This is a genomic window from Catenuloplanes sp. NPDC051500 (genome assembly GCF_044454585.1).
GTDB lineage: Bacteria > Actinomycetota > Actinomycetes > Mycobacteriales > Micromonosporaceae > Catenuloplanes.
On the sequence record NZ_JBITDX010000001.1, the window covers coordinates 498,572 to 513,399 of the forward strand.

13 protein-coding genes are annotated in these 14,828 nt (G+C 69.8%); 4 read left to right on the forward strand and 9 right to left on the reverse strand.

Translation table 11 applies throughout. The annotated features are described in order from the left end of the window. The first annotated feature begins 62 nt into the window (after window positions 1–62). Window positions 63–650: a hypothetical protein gene (locus ACIA8K_RS02050; RefSeq protein WP_396053933.1), complete on the forward strand. Its 588-nt coding sequence runs from the start codon at window positions 63–65 to the stop codon at window positions 648–650. 456 nt (window positions 651–1,106) lie between these two features. On the opposite strand, the gene ACIA8K_RS02055 is transcribed toward ACIA8K_RS02050, so the two are convergent. The 4 genes from ACIA8K_RS02055 to ACIA8K_RS02070 form a co-directional block, all read right to left on the reverse strand. After that, window positions 1,107–2,129 carry a threonine aldolase family protein gene (locus ACIA8K_RS02055; RefSeq protein ID WP_396053935.1) on the reverse strand — a complete coding sequence of 341 codons (1,023 nt, stop codon included), beginning with the start codon at window positions 2,127–2,129 and terminating at the stop codon, window positions 1,107–1,109. Continuing rightward, complete coding sequence (locus ACIA8K_RS02060; RefSeq protein ID WP_396053937.1) at window positions 2,122–3,528, reverse strand: class II 3-deoxy-7-phosphoheptulonate synthase; 1,407 nt, start codon at window positions 3,526–3,528, stop codon at window positions 2,122–2,124. The genes ACIA8K_RS02055 and ACIA8K_RS02060 overlap by 8 nt, the downstream gene beginning before the upstream one ends. Window positions 3,529–3,612: 84 nt before the next feature. Continuing rightward, window positions 3,613–4,800: an elongation factor Tu gene (gene tuf, locus ACIA8K_RS02065; protein WP_396053939.1), complete on the reverse strand. Its 1,188-nt coding sequence runs from the start codon at window positions 4,798–4,800 to the stop codon at window positions 3,613–3,615. A gap of 381 nt (window positions 4,801–5,181) precedes the next feature. Next, window positions 5,182–6,819 carry a glycosyl hydrolase family 18 protein gene (locus ACIA8K_RS02070; RefSeq protein WP_396053941.1) on the reverse strand — a complete coding sequence of 546 codons (1,638 nt, stop codon included), beginning with the start codon at window positions 6,817–6,819 and terminating at the stop codon, window positions 5,182–5,184. 140 nt (window positions 6,820–6,959) lie between these two features. Between ACIA8K_RS02070 and ACIA8K_RS02075 the strand changes: the two genes are divergently transcribed. Further along, complete coding sequence (locus ACIA8K_RS02075; RefSeq protein WP_396053943.1) at window positions 6,960–7,448, forward strand: glutathione peroxidase; 489 nt, start codon at window positions 6,960–6,962, stop codon at window positions 7,446–7,448. A 235-nt stretch (window positions 7,449–7,683) separates the two neighbouring features. On the opposite strand, the gene ACIA8K_RS02080 is transcribed toward ACIA8K_RS02075, so the two are convergent. Next, window positions 7,684–8,034, reverse strand: a complete 351-nt coding sequence (locus ACIA8K_RS02080) for a DUF2203 domain-containing protein (RefSeq protein WP_396053945.1) — start codon at window positions 8,032–8,034, stop codon at window positions 7,684–7,686. Between the two features lie 33 nt (window positions 8,035–8,067). On the opposite strand from ACIA8K_RS02080, the gene ACIA8K_RS02085 reads away from it, so the two are divergent. Next, window positions 8,068–8,490 (forward strand): hypothetical protein, encoded by a 423-nt coding sequence (locus ACIA8K_RS02085; protein ID WP_396053947.1) that lies wholly within the window; start codon window positions 8,068–8,070, stop codon window positions 8,488–8,490. An 80-nt stretch (window positions 8,491–8,570) separates the two neighbouring features. Here the strand turns inward: ACIA8K_RS02085 and ACIA8K_RS02090 are convergent, their stop codons facing one another. The 4 genes from ACIA8K_RS02090 to ACIA8K_RS02105 form a co-directional block, all read right to left on the reverse strand. Then, window positions 8,571–8,918, reverse strand: coding sequence for a hypothetical protein (locus ACIA8K_RS02090; protein WP_396053949.1), 348 nt, complete (start codon window positions 8,916–8,918; stop codon window positions 8,571–8,573). 201 nt (window positions 8,919–9,119) lie between these two features. Further along, on the reverse strand, window positions 9,120–9,932 hold the full coding sequence (gene proC / locus ACIA8K_RS02095) for a pyrroline-5-carboxylate reductase (RefSeq protein WP_396053951.1): 813 nt from the start codon (window positions 9,930–9,932) through the stop codon (window positions 9,120–9,122). Between the two features lie 74 nt (window positions 9,933–10,006). Next, window positions 10,007–11,035: a 6-phosphofructokinase gene (locus tag ACIA8K_RS02100; RefSeq protein WP_396053953.1), complete on the reverse strand. Its 1,029-nt coding sequence runs from the start codon at window positions 11,033–11,035 to the stop codon at window positions 10,007–10,009. A 363-nt stretch (window positions 11,036–11,398) separates the two neighbouring features. Beyond that, window positions 11,399–11,896 carry a polyadenylate-specific 3'-exoribonuclease AS gene (locus tag ACIA8K_RS02105; protein WP_396053955.1) on the reverse strand — a complete coding sequence of 166 codons (498 nt, stop codon included), beginning with the start codon at window positions 11,894–11,896 and terminating at the stop codon, window positions 11,399–11,401. A gap of 174 nt (window positions 11,897–12,070) precedes the next feature. On the opposite strand from ACIA8K_RS02105, the gene ACIA8K_RS02110 reads away from it, so the two are divergent. After that, a complete protein-coding gene (locus ACIA8K_RS02110) occupies window positions 12,071–14,662 on the forward strand; it encodes a glutamate--cysteine ligase (RefSeq protein WP_396053957.1) in 2,592 nt (863 codons plus the stop codon). Window positions 14,663–14,828: the final 166 nt, after the last annotated feature.

A 14,828-nucleotide genomic window follows, 5' to 3' on the forward strand; every position in this document is an offset into this window, starting at 1 on the left:
CCGTAATGCCTGAAGCTGGACGCAACCCACCCGGGAGCATGACGATCGGTACCGTGGGATCCATGAGCGACCAGACCATGGTCGGATTCGGTGCGAAACAGGCCTGGCTGGCCGTCCGCGACACCGATCCCGGCGACATCATCAATGCGATGGAACTTCGTGATCTGGGCACCGTCCCCTGGCGTGACGGCATCGACCTCGCCTACCTGACCGACGACCGGCTGGTCCTGACGCCGCCGATCCCCGGCGCCGACGCGGCCTCCTGGACCCTTGTCACCGGCCGCTGGCTGCTCACCCCCGCGGCCCGCGCCGAGCTCAACATCGCCGACCTCTCCGAGTCGCTCGGCACCGAGGTCCAGTCGTTCGCCACCCACCGGGTCGGTGAGCTGCACTCCTGGCGCCGCGCGGTCAAGGGGACGCTCGTGCGCGCGTTCGGCTACATCGGCGAGAGCGGCGACGTCACCGCCTGGCACGGCACCCCCGACGAGGCCGAGCGCGAGGCCGGCCTCCCCGCCGAACTCGACGACGACACCACTGTCCTGATCTCCGAGCGGGACGTGCTTCGCGTCGCGGCCGTCTGGAGCCTCGACCCGACCCGCCTCGACGGCCGGCACGCCTCCGGCCCTCTCCACGCCGCCGCAGCCCCCTGAGCAGCTCTTTCACGCCGCGGGCGGACTTCCCGACCGAACTCTCCAGGCTGGCGTTTTAGGGCCGACGTTCTGGGGCTGGCCTTCTGGGGCTGGGCTTTCCGGGACCTCGCCACCGCCCGACATCTCGAAACGCGAAATTCGGCGCGAAGGGTCTTGCCGCAACGCACCGTTGCGGCAAGACCCTTCGCGCCGAAAAACCCGAAAAGCAAACCCTCAGACCTCCAGAAGCGGATCTTCCCACTCCGTGGGTGGTCGCGGCCCGCACGCTCCCGCGGGCACCGGTGCCGCGCGGCACCGGCCTAGAGCTAAACCCCACCCGGGCGTGAGCGGCCGCTGCTTCTCCACCTCGGGCATCCAGCGCTGGCCATCCTCGCCCTACGGGCACGGCGTGGCACTGAGCGCTAGAGCACTTATTGCGCCCACAGGCACCGTGAGATGCCGGCCGGCCGCAGCGGATCAGGTCAGCAGGTCGTGGAGGACCTCGGCGGCGTGGTCGATGCCGGCGGAGTCCACGTCCATATGGGTGACCAGGCGGACCCGGCGCGCGCTCACGACGGAGATCAGGACGCCCCGGTCGCGGGCCGCCCCGGCCAGGGCCGCCGCGTCGAGCGCGACCTTGGTGAGGTCGAGCGACACGATGTTGGTCCGGACCGCGTCCGCGTCGACGACGCCGGCCGGGGCCAGCGCGGCCGCCAGCTGGGCCGCGTGCGCGTGGTCCTCGGCGAGCCGCGGGATGTGGTTGCGGACCGCGTACAGGCCGCCGGCCGCGATGATGCCTGCCTGGCGCATGCCGCCGCCGAGCCGCTTGCGGATCACCCGGCCCCGGGCGATCGCGGCCCGGGTCGAGACGAGCACGGAGCCGACCGGGGCACCGAGGCCCTTTGACAGGCAGACCGAGACCGAGTCGAAGAGCCGGCCGTAGGTGGACAGCGGCACGCCGGTGGCGACGTGCGCGTTCCACAACCGGGCGCCGTCGCAGTGCAGGCCCAGTCCGTGGTGGTCGCACAACGCCCGGAGCTGCTGCAACGTCTCCAGCGGGAGGACCGTACCCCCGCTGCGGTTGTGGGTCTGTTCCACAGCGATCGCCCGGGTCGCGTTCGTGTCGTAGCCGCCCGGCACCCTGATCAGGCTCTCCACCTGCGCCGGGTCGAGCGCGGCGCCCACCGCCGGCCAGGTGCGGGAGGAGATCCCGCCGTAGGCGGCCGCCGCGCCCATCTCGTAGATGAGCACGTGCGCGTCCGCGTCGGCGAGCAGCTCCTCGCCCGGCGGCACGAGCAGCTGAAGGCCGATCTGGTTGGCCATCGAGCCGGTCGGCGTGAACAGCCCGGCCTCGTGCCCGAGCAGCGCGGCGACCTCGTCCTGCAGCGTGTTTACCGTCGGGTCCTCGCCGTAGACGTCGTCACCGACCTCGGCCGCGGCCATTGCGGCCCGCATCTGCGGCGTGGGCTTGGTGAACGTGTCCGAGCGAAGATCAACCACGAAGCATCTCCGCGACGAGGAACGCCAGCTCAAGCGACTGCTGGGTGTTCAGCCGTGGGTCGCAGGCGGTCTCGTAGCGGCTGGGGAGGTCGAGGTCCGCGATGCCCTGGGCGCCGCCGAGGCACTCGGTGACGTCCTCGCCGGTCAGCTCCACGTGGATGCCGCCCGGGTGGGTGCCGAGCTGACGGTGCACCTCGAAGTAGCCGAGCACCTCGTCGACGATCCGGTCGAACTGTCGGGTCTTGTAGCCGTTCGACGACTCGATCGTGTTGCCGTGCATCGGGTCGCACTGCCAGACGACTGTGGCCCCGGACGCGGTGACCTTGTCCACGATGGCCGGGAGCGCGTCCCGGACCTTGTGGTTGCCCATCCGGCTGATCAGCGTGAGGCGGCCCGGGATGTTGTCCGGGTTGAGCTTCTCGCACAGCTCGATCGCGGTCTCCGGCGTGGTGGACGGCCCGAGCTTGACGCCGATCGGGTTCGCGATGCGGGAGATGAAGTCGATGTGCGCGTGGTCGAGCTGGCGGGTGCGTTCGCCGACCCAGAGGAAGTGGCCGGAGAGGCAGTACGCCTTGCCGTCCGAGACGCGGGTGAGCGCCCGGTCGTACTCAAGCGCCAGCGCCTCGTGCGAGCAGGCCAGGTTGACAGTGCGCAGCGCCTCGTCGTCGCGCAGGCCGCAGGCGCGGATAAACGACATGGCCCGGTCGATCTCCCGGGCGATGGCCTCGTAGCGCTCGCCGGCCGCGGACGACTTGACGAAGTCCTTGTTCCAGTCGTGCACCGCGTGCAGGTCGGCCAGGCCGCCGCTCAGGTACGCCCGCAGCATGTTCATCGCCGCGGCCGAGTTCGCGTACGCCCGGATCATGCGCTGCGGGTCCGCGACGCGCGCCTCCGGCGTCGGCTCCAGCGAGTTGATCATGTCGCCGCGGTAGGCGGGCAGGCCCAGCGAGTCAAGCGCGGCGGACCGCGGCTTGGTGTACTGACCCGCGACCCGGGACACCTTGATCACCGGCAACGACGCGCCGTAGGTGAGCACGACCGCCATCTGCAGAAGCGTCCGCGCGTTCGCCAGCAGGTGCGCCTCGGTGTTGTCGGTGAACGTCTCCGCGCAGTCACCGCCCTGGAGCAGGAACGCCTTGCCCTCGGCGACCATCGCGAGGCGGGCCCGCAGGTCGTCCACCTCGTACGGCGCGACGATCGGCGGCACGGTGTCGAGGACCTTGCAGACCTCGGCCACCTCGTCCATGTCCTGCCACGGGGGCATCTGCACACGCGGGAGCGTGCGCCAGCGGTCGAGGCCCAGCGCCTCCGTCTCCTCCGGGTCGCTTGTGGGACGGCTGGTCTGCAGGGCGACCGAACCGACGGCGGGATGACTCAGTTGATGCCACTCCTGGCGCATGACGACAAGGTTACGGGCCGCCCCTGACCGGCCACGGCAGAGGCCCGCGCTTCCTGTTTCGTGGGAAGCGCGGACCTCGCACAGTCAATCCAGCACGTCGGTGACGGTGCCCGCGGCCACCGTCCGGTTGCCCTCGCGCACCGCGAAGCCCAGCCCGGCGTCCATCGGCACCGCCCGGTCAAGCGACACCGTGAGCGACACGGTGTCCCCCGGCATGACCATCTGCGTCTCACCGAGGTCCATCGCGCCGGCCACGTCCGCGGTCCGGAAGTAGAACTGCGGCCGGTAGTTGGCGAGGAACGGCGTGTGCCGCCCGCCTTCCGCCGCGGTCAGCGCGTACAGCTCCGCCCGGAAGTGCCGGTGCGCCCGCACCGAGCCGGGCAGCGCCACCACCTGGCCGCGCGAGACCTGGTCCCGCTTGACCCCGCGCAGCAGCACCGCCGCGTTGTCCCCGGCCTCGGCCGCGAGCAGGCTCTTGCCGAACGTCTCCATCCCGGTCGCGACCGTCAGGATCGACTCGCCGAGCCCGACCACCTCGACCTGCTCGCCGAGCCGCAGCGTGCCGCGCTCGACCGCACCTGTGACCACTGTCCCGCGGCCGGAGATGGTGAGCACGTTCTCGATCGGCATCAGGAACGGCTCGGCAAGCGACCGCGGCGGCTCCGGCACGTAGCTGTCGACCGCGTCGAGCAGATCCGCGACGGACTGCGTCCACAGCGGGTCGCCCTCGAGCGCGCGCAGCGCGGACACCCTGACGACAGGCACCTCGTCGCCCGGGAAGCCGTACTCGGACAGCAGCTCGCGCACCTCCAGCTCGACCAGGTCAAGCAGCTCCGCGTCCGCCACCGCGTCCGCCTTGTTCATGGCGACCACCAGGTGCGGGACGCCGACCCGCCGGGCCAGCAGCACGTGCTCGCGCGTCTGCGGCATCGCGCCGTCGAGCGCGGACACGACCAGGATCGCGCCGTCGACCTGCGCCGCCCCCGTGATCATGTTCTTCACGTAGTCGGCGTGGCCCGGCATGTCCACGTGCGCGTAGTGCCGCGCGGCCGTCTCGTACTCCACGTGCGCGATGTTGATCGTGATCCCCCGCTGCACCTCCTCCGGCGCCCGGTCGATCCCGTCGAACGCGACAAAGCTGTTGACCTGGGGGTACCGCTCCGCAAGCACCTTCGTGATCGCCGCCGTAAGCGTGGTCTTCCCGTGGTCGACGTGCCCCATCGTGCCTATGTTGAGGTGCGGCTTCGCCCGCACGAACTGGCTCTTCGCCATGACTGTTTCCCAATTACTCGAACACATTGAAAGGCAGGCAGAAAAACGCGAGCGGACGCCACTCCGCCACCATTGAAAGACATGGTGAATCGCGCCAAGACCGCGCGTGAAACCCCCACAGATCACATGCATGCGGGGGTACGACGAGAGCACCCTCCTCCTCCGGTCCTGCTGGAGCGGGAGAAGGGTCAGCTATCCAGTCGTCCGGGCATGGCGGCGAGCGCGCCGAACCGGCCACCGCCGGTGCGCACCTCAAGCCCACTCATGCCGAACATGGGCACCACATTAATGCGGGAAAAGCGAAACCGCCACCCCATAAAGGGACCTGCCCTCACCGTCGGGTGGACGACGGTGAGGGCAGGCGCTTTTCGGAAGGGAATGCTAGTTGAGGCCGTTCTTCACGGCGGTGATGAGTTCGCCGTTTGTGGTGTCGCCGGAGAGTTCCCAGAAGAACGCGCCGCCGAGACCCTGGTTCTTCGCGTAGGTCATCTTGCTGGTCATGGTGGCCGGGGTGTCGTAGCTCCACCAGTTGTTGCCGCAGAAGGCGTAGGCCGTGCCGCCGACCGTGCCGGTCGCCGGGCAGGTGGTCTTCAGCACCTTGTAGTCGTCGATGCCCGGCTCGTACTTGCCGGGTGCCGGGCCGGTGGCGGTGCCGCCGGGGGCGGACTGGGTGACGCCGGTCCAGCCGCGTCCGTAGAAGCCGACGCCGAGCAGCAGCTTGTCGGCGGGGACGCCCTTGGCCTTGAGCTTCTGGATCGCGGCGTCGGAGTTGAAGCCCGCGGTCGGGATGCCGTTGTACGCGGTCAGCGGCGAGTGCGGGGCGGTCGGGCCCTGTGCGGCGAACGCGCCGAAGTAGTCGTACGTCATCGGCATGAGCCAGTTGAGGTTGTTGATCGCACCGGCGTAGTCGGTGGCGTCGATCTTGCCACCGTTGCTGCCGTCCGCCGTGATCGCCGAGGTGATCAGCGCGCTCGGGCCGAACTTGGTGCGCAGCGCCGAGATCACGTTCTTGTAGGCGTTGGGCCCGCTCGTGTCACAGCTGAGGCCGCACGCGTTCGGGTACTCCCAGTCGATGTCGATGCCGTCGAACACGTCCGCCCAGCGCGGGTCCTCGACCACGTTGTAGCAGGACTCGGCGAACGCGGTGGGGTTCGCCGCGGCCTGGGTGAAGCCGCCGGACCAGGTCCAGCCGCCGAACGAGTAGATCACCTTGAGGTGCGGGTACTTCGCCTTGAGCTGCCGCAGCTGGTTGAAGCTGCCGCGCAGCGGCTGGTCCCAGGTGTCCGCCTGACCGTTGACGCTCTGGTCGGCCGTGTAGGACTTCTCGTACGCCGGGAACGTCTCGCCGACCGAGCAACGGCCGCCGGTGGTGTTGCCGAACGCGTAGAGGATGTGCGTCATCTTCGCGGCGGAACCACTGGTGTCGATGTTCTTGACGTGGTACTGCCGGTCGTAGACACCCCACTCCGCGAAGTAGCCGACGACCTTCTTACCGCCGGTGTTCGGCGGCGGGGTGGTGACCGGCGGCGTGGTGGGCGGCGGGGTCGTGGGCGGCGGCGTGGTGGCCGGCGGCGTGGTCGGCGGCTTCGGCGTGGACGGCGTGGTCGGCGTCGTGCCGCCCGCGCAGGTCACACCGTTGATCGTGCAGCTGCTCGGCGCCGCGTACGCGCCGGTGGCGATGTAGCCCCAGGTCGTCGACGCGCCGGGGGCCAGGCTGCCCTGCCAGCTCTTCTTGACCGCGGTGTAGGTGTTGCCGCTCTTCGTGACGTCGGCGTCCCAGGAGCTGCTGATCGACGCGCTCGCCGGCAGCGTGAACGTGATGCTCCAGGTGGCGACCGCGGCGTCGGAGCCGTTTGTCACCTTGACGGCGACCTCGTGGCCGGTCCCCCAGTCGGAGCTGGCGGTGAAGGTGGCGGCGATGCTGCCCGCGGCCATCGCGTTGACGGCCGGGACTGCGGTGGCGGCGAGTGCCGCGACGACCGCACCCGCCAGCAGTCCGCGGCGGACGGATTTTCTCATGTCGTCTCCACATCGATTAGGAAACTTTCCTAAGAGTGAAGGGCCACGTCACGACTTCGTCAAGATGGTCATACATGGATTTATCAATTTCTTAGGGCAACGGACGATCCGGACGGCAACCGAGCGTAATGTCGGGTTCCATGACCGTCTTCGACGTGGAGATCAACTCGCTCACCGGCGAGCCCGCTGATCTCGCTAAATACCGTGGCAAGGCCCTGCTCATCGTCAACGTGGCGTCCAAGTGCGGCTCGACGCCGCAGTACACCGCGCTCGAGAAGCTCGCGGAGGAGTACGCCGACCGCGGCCTGATCGTGCTCGGCGCGCCCTGCAACCAGTTTGGCGGTCAGGAGCCCGGCACCGCCGAGGAGATCGCCGAGTTCTGCGCGACCACCTACGGCGTCACGTTCCCGATGACCGAGAAGGTCGACGTGAACGGCCCGGACCGCCACCCGCTCTTCACCGCCCTGACTGAGGCCCCCGACCCGGACGGCGACGCCGGCGACGTCCGCTGGAACTTCGAAAAGTTCCTGGTCGCCCCCGACGGCACAGTCGCCGCCCGCTTCCGCACCCCCGTGCAGCCGGACGAGCCCACAGTCCTCGACGCCATCGAAAAGATTCTGCCGAGCTAGCACCACAACCGAGTCGCAGGCGGCCAAGGCCCAAAGGCATGCCCCGACGAGCGCCCACCGCGCTCTTAGTCTGCAGTTTCTCCGGACCCGTCGCTTGCGTGACCACGTCGTGAGGCGCGGACGACCGAGGAACGTCGGTGTCAGTCAGACACGCTCTTCGTCTGCCTGACACCGCCGTCCGCAGGCCGTGGCGTCGAGCCCGGAGGAGCGAAGCGACGACCATAAGCAGAGCCAGCTAGCAGGGCCGACGGCCGGGGAAGCCACATTCCAGGCGGTGGTACCAGTCGATGCTGCTGTCGCCCTCGAGCCAGCACCAGAGCACCGGGCGGCCGTCCTGTTCGCCGGGGAAGTCGAGGAGCACGGGCGCCAGATTCTTGATCTGGATGCCGTTCTGCTCGAGCAGTTCGACGGTGGCGTAGATCCGCGCGTCAAGCGCCTTGATCTCCGCGACACCGCCGAACGGGCTTTCGAGGCCGTCCGCCAGGTCGGCCTTCAGTTCCGCAAGGTCGGCGCGGAGCGTGATCAGCTCATCGATGCGGGGACGCAGCGTGGCGATCAACTGTCGGGCCTCGGCCAGTGTGAACACGACCCTCAGTATGGTGCATTCGTTGATCAGGTCATGTACCTGCCCGATCTGTCGGCGTTCTCACCCCATCGTGTCGTGGCGGACGCGGACCTCGACGGCGTCGTGGTGCCCGGTCTGCACGCCGTCTTCCACCGCCGCCAGGGCGTGTCGGGCACCGAGTCCGTCGGCGTCTACAGCTACGCGGGCGAGGAGATCTTCATGGCCTGGGGGTACGTCGGCGAGGAGCACTGCCGCTGGACCGCGCTCCGCGACGTGGGCGGCCGGTGGGGCGCGCCGGCCCCTGGCTGCCCGCCGGTCGGGACGCGACGGGACGGCGGGCGGGTCACTGCCCTCACGGTCGGGGATCACGTGCTCCCCATCGACCTCAGTGACCCACCCGCCGCCGACCCGTTCGGCTCCGGTCCGGACGTGCCGCCGCCGGCCACAGAGGATTGCCAGCCGATACCCAGGGGCTGACCTGCCTCCGCAGCCGGCAGCGGGGTCCACTCCGGGGCTCTCGCCCCGGAAGTCGCAGGCTCGTGATCAGTGGCAGCCGATCACGAGCCAACGGGCAGCTCCGGCACGGCCGCGGGGGAAGTCGCGGACCGCCGCACGAAGCTGATGGAACCGATGGTGAGGCCCAGCGCGACGCCGAACAGCAGCAGGTGCACGGCCGGCGGGACGACGGGCACGAACGCGATGACCGCGACCGGTGCCTGAACCAGCCCGGTCAGGGCCAGGAGAAGACCCCGGCGCTCCGAGCCCCACAGGTACGCGGACACGATCGGTGAGATGACGACGGCCAGGCTCAGCATGTCCAGAAGTGCGTGGAGGTAGGGGTTGGCCACCTTGTCGTGTGCGAACGCGGAAGCCGGGGCCGCCACCCACAGGATCGCGGCCGTCATGCCCACGGTTGTCCCACAGATGACCAGAGACCGTCGGGTTGCTCGCATGGTGCACCTCCCCAGTTCAGCGGGCAACTACTCGCTGTCATCTGACCGTAACGGGGAGAAGTGGGAGCCGGGAAGCCCCATGAGGATGAATGAATACACGGCCCGCCGAATGGGCGTGCATCTTCCCTCTATAGAGCTTCCACACGGCTCTGATCAGGGGTTTTGTGCCGCCAAGGCGATCGCCCGGTCGCGCGCCGCCTCAAGAGCATCGAGCACCGCAGCCCGCATTCCATGCCGTTCCAGCTCGTGCAGCGCGGCCGCGGTGGTGCCGGCCGGCGAGGTGACCGCCGCGCGCAGCACGGCCGGATGCTCACCGGAGTCGCGAAGCATGGTCGCGGAGCCGAGCGCGGTCTGCACGGCCAGCTCGTGCGCGGTCTGCCGGGGCAGCCCGAGCAGCACGCCGGCCTCGATCATCGCCTCGACGAACAGGTAGATGTAGGCGGGCCCGGAGCCGGAGACCGCGGTGACCGCGTCCTGCTGCTTCTCCGGAACCCGGATCACGGCGCCGAGCGGCCGGAACAGGTCCTCCGCCTGCGCCACGTGCGCGTCAGTCGCGTGCGCGCCCGGGGAGATCGCCGAGATCGCGCCGCCGACAAGCGCTGGCGTGTTGGTCATGACGCGCACCACAGGGGTGCCCTCGGGCAGCCGGCGGGCGAAGAAGTCAGTGGTCAGGCCCGCGCAGAGCGACACGACAAGCGCGCCGCGCCGCAGGTAGGGGGCCACCTCGCGGATCAGCGCGTCCGCGTCCTGCGGTTTGACGCCGATCACAAGCACGTCGGCCTGACCGGCGGCGGTGGCGTTGTTCAGCACGCGGACGCCGTGCGTGGCGCGCAGCTGCTCCGCGCGCTCCGGACGGCGCGCGGTGGCCAGCGTGTGGGTGACCGGGTGCCCGCCGCGCAACAGCCCGGCCAGCACCAGCTCGCCCATGGTGCCCGCGCCCAGGACCGCGACGATGCGCTCGCTCACACCCGTACCCCCGAATGATTGTGATCTGGAAAGGGCGCGTCCCACGGATGGAACGCGCCCCGACAAACAGTGGATCAGCTGCCGAAGAAGACCTCGGCCTCGTTGTAACGCTCGATCGGGACGGTCTTGAGCTCGCCGGTGCCCTCGATCAGCGGGATGCGCACGATGTCGGTGCCGCGCAGCGCTACCATCTTGCCGAAGTCGCCCTCGTGCACCGCGTCGATCGCGGACAGGCCGAAGCGGGTGGAGAGCACCCGGTCGAACGCGGTGGGCGTGCCACCGCGCTGGATGTGGCCGAGCACGACCGTGCGGGCCTCCTTGCCGGTCTTCGCCTCAAGCTGCTCGGCGAGCCACTGGCCGATGCCGCCGAGGCGGACGTGGCCGAAGCTGTCGAGCTGCTGGTTCTGCGTGACCATCTGGCCCTCGAGCGGCTGCGCGCCCTCGGCGACGACTACGATCGGCGCGTACTCGTGCTGGAAGCGCTTCTCGACGTAGGTCGCGACCTGGTCGACGTCGAAGTTGCGCTCCGGCAGCAGGATGACGTTGGCGCCACCGGCGAGGCCGGCGTGCAGCGCGATCCAGCCGGCGTGGCGGCCCATGACCTCGACGATAAGCGTGCGGTGGTGGCTCTCGGCGGTGGTGTGCAGCCGGTCGATCGCCTCCATCGCGATGTTCACCGCGGTGTCGAAGCCGAACGTGTAGTCAGTGCCGTTCAGGTCGTTGTCGATCGTCTTCGGCACGCCGACGACGTTCACACCCAGGTCGGCGAGCTTGGTGGCGACACCGAGCGTGTCCTCGCCGCCGATCGCGATCAGCGCGTCGACGCCGAGGTCGCTCAGGTTCTGCTTGACCCGCTCGACGCCGCCGTCGATCTTGAACAGGTTCGTCCGGGAGGAGCCGAGGATGGTGCCGCCGCGCGGCAGGATGCCACGGACCTCCTGGATGCCGAGCGGCTTCGTCAGACCCTCGAGCGGGCCCTTCCAGCCGTCGCGGAAGCCCACGAACTCGTGGCCGTAGACCGTGATGCCCTTACGGACCACGCCGCGGATGACCGCGTTCAGACCAGGACAGTCTCCGCCGCCGGTGAGCACGCCGATACGCATATTGGCTCGTCCCTCCACACACTTGCAAGTCTCTTCGGCACAGGCGCCCCGGGAGCAACGTTGCCGGCCCGGGGCGGGCCGTCATTGCGCACTGTAGTCGGCGTCACTAAACCCATTCGCAGCAGACCCCGGCTACACCCGGATGTCATTCGCACTACAACTGTGGTTCAGCAACCTGCCGAATCCCGGACGCCGCAGGGCAGGCGATACCGGGAACGCGTAGGCCGGGTCGCAGGCGAGGACGCCCCAGGTGCATCAGGCACCAGGCTCCAACACCACCCTCCGGCCGCGATGCCAAAACCGGGCATCACGACGACCCAAGACACCAACACCACCCTCGGACCGCGATGCCAAAACCGGGCATCACGTTCCTCGCATCGCATTCCAGCGCGCCAGATTGTGCCGCGCGTCGACAAGTGCGTCATGCCGGTCGGCCTCCGCGTTCGGCAGCGGCGGGCGGCCGCGGTCGTCCCAGAGTTGGCGCAGGTCCTTGGTGAAGCGCGGGATGGCCCGGGGCAGCGCCGGCATGGCGCCCCAGAGCTGCGCGAGCACCACGTGGTCGTAGGCGGCGAACCAGGCCCAGAGGTCGAGCTGCTCGCCGGTACGCCCGCGGATCGGCTCGACAAGGAACTCGTAGAGCTCCTCGCGGATCCGCTCGCGGGACTTCCAGGCGGGGTCACCGGGGGAGGGAAGCCGGTCGAGCACGTTGCGGCGTACCCACGGCGTGGCGCGTGATCCGTCGAATTCCGTGGAGATCGCGTAGAACTCGCGCCCGTTCTCGTCCACCACGCCGATCGAGACCAGGTCAATCGTTCGACCATCCTCGATGAATTCACAGTCATAGAAGTAGCGGTATGTCATCGCGCTCCATCCTCACTCATCCTGATGGTGGCCCCTGCGTCAGGGGTGCGTGGAGCGACCCAAGATCGGGTAAGGAGAAGAGCGGGTCGCGCACCTTAACCGACCCGAAACATAGCTGGCATGCGCCGTGGGAACGCTCTGGCGGACAGTCGGCTCCACAAGGTGGGAAAGAGAATGGTCGATACCCCGAAGGACGCGACGACGCTTGCCCCGCCGGACCCGAAGGCGGGTTCCGGGGCCCTCACCCTGGGGGTGGAGGAGGAGTTCCACGTCATCGACCTGGACACCCGGGAGCTGGTGCCCCGCGCCGGCGAGCTGCTCGACCGGTTGCCCGCGGACTCGTTCACCGCCGAGTTGCAGCGCTCGGTGGTGGAGACGAACACCGCGGTCAGCCGCACCCTCGACGACCTGCGCGAGGACATCGTCCGGCTCCGGCGGCTGGCGGTCGGCGTGGCGGACGCTGCCGGGCTCGGCATCGCGGCGGCCGGCACCATGCCGCTGCTCAACGGCGACGACCTGGACATCACGCCCACCACGCGCTTCCGGCACATGCTCGACGAGTACCAGATGCTCGCGCGTGAGCAGCTGATCTGTGGCGCGCAGGTGCACGTCGGCATCGACGACCGCGACCTGGCCGTGGCAGTCGCCCAGCGCGTCCAGCCGCTGCTGCCGTCGCTGCTCGCCCTCTCCGCCAGCTCCCCCTACTGGATGGGGCAGGACAGCGGGTACGCGAGCGTCCGCTCGCTGGTCTGGCAGCGCTGGCCCACGGCCGGCGACCCCGGGCTGGTGAGCAGCGCGGCCGACCACGACGCGCTGGTCCGCGAGCTGATTGAGACCGAGACGATCAGCGACCCCGCGATGATCTACTTCGACGTCCGGCCGTCCGCCCACGTGCCCACGGTCGAACTGCGGATCACGGACGCCAGCGCGGACGTGGAGACCGTGGTGCTGCTGGCCGGCCTGTTCCGGGCGCTGGTCCGGCGCGAGATGGAGCGGGTTCGGGCCGGTGAGCCGTACACGCCGGCCCGGCCTCCGGTGCTGCGCGCCGCGCTCTGGCGGGCCGCACGGTCCGGCCTCGAGGGCGACCTGATCGACCTGTCGCACGGCCCGAAGCCGGTGCGCGCCGCCGAGGCGCTGCGCCGGCTCACCGCCGACCTGCGGCCGTTCCTGGAGGAGGCAGGCGACTGGGAGCACGTCTCCGAGCTGCTGGAACGCGCGCTGCGGCGAGGCAGCGCGGCGGCCCGCCAGCGCCGCGCGTTCACCCGGCGGGGCCGGCTGGCCGACGTGGTCGACCTGATCCTGGAGGAGACCCGCGGTGGCGAGCCCGCCCGGCAGACGGCCGGGCCGGCTCTGACGCCGCTGACCGGTTACGCAAGCGCCGGCGACGAGATGTTCCCGGACACCGGGCCGCCGGAGTCGTACCGCGAGCTCGTCGGCGCACTGGAGCGGCTCAGCGCGGTCGAGCTGCGGCAGCGCGAGCACCTGCGGGACGAGGAGCAGCGTGCCCGCGGTGTGACGTTCAGCGTGGCAGGCGAGGCCAGCACCCGGCTCTTCCCGTTCGACCTGCTGCCCCGGCTTGTCGAGGCGAACGAGTGGGCCATGCTGCGGGCCGGGCTGACCCAGCGCGCACGTGCGCTCGACGCGTTCCTGCGCGACGTCTACGACGAGCGCTGGGTGGTCAAGGACGGCGTGATCCCGGGCTGGGTGGTGGACGCCTCCCCCGGCCTCAAGCCCACAGGTGCCCTGATGCGCCGGCAGGCCGCGCGGGTCCAGGTGGCCGGCATGGACCTGGTCAAGGACCGGCAGACCGGCTGGCACGTGCTTGAGGACAACCTGCGGGTGCCGTCCGGAATCGGTTACGCGATGCAGAACCGGCGGCTGACGCTGTCCGTGCTGCCGGAGTTGCCGCTGCCGGAGAACCTGCTGCCGGTCGAGGACACGCCTGCGATGCTGCGCCGGGCGCTGCTCGCGGCCGCACCGCCGGCCGCCGGCGACGAGCCCGCGATCGTGGTGCTGAGCAAGGGCAACGACGACTCCGCCTGGTTCGAGCACCGGATGCTCGCTCAGGAGATGGGCGTGCCGGCCGCGGTCAGCACGGACCTGCAGGTCATGGACGGTACGGTCTTCCTGGTCCAGCAGGGGCGGCGGCAGCGGGTGGACGTGATCTACCTGCGGATGGACGAGGACGAGCTGCTTCACGCACCGGGCGCGGACGGTATGCCGCTGGGCTGGCCGATCCTGTCCGCGGTGCACACCGGGCGGGTCGCGGTGGCGAACGCGCTTGGCAACGGTGTCGGTGACGACAAGGCGATCTACGCGTACGTGCCTCAGTTCATCGAGTACTACCTGAGCGAGAAACCGCTGCTCAATGACGTGCCGACCTATCTTGGCGGCGTGCCGGAGCAGCGGGACGAGATCCTGCGCCGCCTCGGCGAGCTGGTGGTCAAGCCGGTCGACGGGTACGGCGGCGACCGCGTGGTGATCGGCCCCTACGCGACCGAGGACGAGCTGGCCGCGCTGCGGCACCAGGTCGAGGCCGCGCCGCACCGGTGGATCGCGCAGGAGGTGGTCTCGCTCTCCACCCACCCGGTCTTCGACGGAGAGCGGCTCACGCCACGCCACGTGGACCTGCGCGCCTTCGTCTTCCTCGGCGACGGCGCCGAGGTGGGGACGGCCGCGCTGACCCGGGTCGCACCGCCGGGCAGCATGATCGTCAACTCGTCCCGCGGTGGCGGGTCGAAGGACACCTGGCTGCTCGGTTCGTAGGCTGCCCGGTTCTCAGGCCTGCCCGGTTCTTAGGAGGAACGGCTCACAGTCTGGACTGCCGGAGTCCGGCCGCGGGTACTGCTCACGACTCTGAGCTGCCGCGACGCTGCGGCGCGCCTCGGATGGCGAATGCGCAGCGTGTTCGACCATTTACGGCACCGTCACA